At 65.8% G+C, this 1,259-nt stretch carries 1 protein-coding gene; it reads left to right on the top strand.

Annotation, left to right across the window (positions count from 1 at the left end; translation table 11 throughout):
• Window positions 1–138 precede the first annotated feature (138 nt).
• Window positions 139–1,259: IS256 family transposase (locus tag ACFW47_RS35205; RefSeq protein WP_386308287.1), on the top strand; the 1,121-nt coding region annotated here is incomplete at its 3' end.

Below are 1,259 nucleotides of genomic sequence, written 5' to 3' on the forward strand. Positions count from 1 at the left end.
GGGAGTGTCCAATAGACGGCGGATCCGATGATCAAGGAGACGCCTGAAGTGAGCGAGACCATCAGCGAGCACGAGTCGGTGGAGGAGCCGGTCGTCCAGTCGGCCGCGGAGGCGGTGTCGGACGAGCAGTTGATCTCGATGCTGGTCGACCGGGCCCGTTCCGACGGGCTGCAGCTGACTGGCGAGGGAGGGCTGCTGCAGCAGTTGACCAAGCGGGTGCTGGAGTCCGCCCTGGAGGGCGAGATCACCGATCACGTCGGCTATGACAAGCACGACGCAGCCGGCCGGAACAGCGGCAACTCCCGCAACGGCACCCGTTCGAAGACCGTGCTGACCGACGTCGGCCCGGTCGAGGTGAAGGTGCCCCGCGACACGGCCGGCACCTTCGAACCGCAGCTCGTGAAGAAGCGGCAGCGTCGGCTGACCGGCGTGGACGAGATGGTGCTGTCGCTGTCCGCGAAGGGCCTCACGCACGGCGAGATATCGGCTCATCTCGCCGAGGTATACGGCGCGGAGGTGTCCAAGCAGACCATCTCCACGATCACCGACGCGGTGATGGAGGGCATGGCGGAATGGCAGGCCCGGCCGCTCGATCGCGTCTATCCGGTCGTCTTCGTGGAGGCGATCAACGTGAAGGTTCGCGATGGCAAGGTCGCCAACCGGCCCATCTATGTCGCGATGGCCGTCACTGTCGAGGGCACCCGCGACATCCTCGGCATCTGGGCCGGTGACGGCGGTGAGGGAGCCAAGCACTGGCTCCAGGTCTTCACCGAGCTGAAGAATCGCGGCATTGAGGACGTCCTCATGCTCGTCTGCGACGGACTGAAGGGCCTGCCCGACGCCGTCGAGGCAGTCTGGCCCCGAACTGTCGTCCAGACATGCATCGTTCACCTGATTCGCAACAGCATCCGCTACTGCGCCCGCCAGGACTGGGACAAGGTCGCCAAGGATCTCAAGCCCGTCTACACCGCGCCGAGCGAGGCCGCCGCGACCGAGAGGTTCCTGGAGTTCTCCGAGAAGTGGGGCAGCAAGTATCCGGCCGTGATCAAGCTGTGGTCCGATGCCTTGGCCGAGATGGTGCCCTTCCTCTCCTTCGACGTCGAGATCCGCAAGGTCATCTGCAGCACGAACGCGATCGAGAGCGTGAACGCCCGCATCCGCAAGGCGGTCCGGGCCCGCGGGCACTTCCCGAACGAGGCCGCCGCGTTGAAGTGCGTCTACATGGCGCTGATGAGCCTGGACCCGACCGGCAAGGGCCG

Source organism: Streptomyces sp. NPDC058796 (genome assembly GCF_042745235.1).
Taxonomy (GTDB): domain Bacteria; phylum Actinomycetota; class Actinomycetes; order Streptomycetales; family Streptomycetaceae; genus Streptomyces.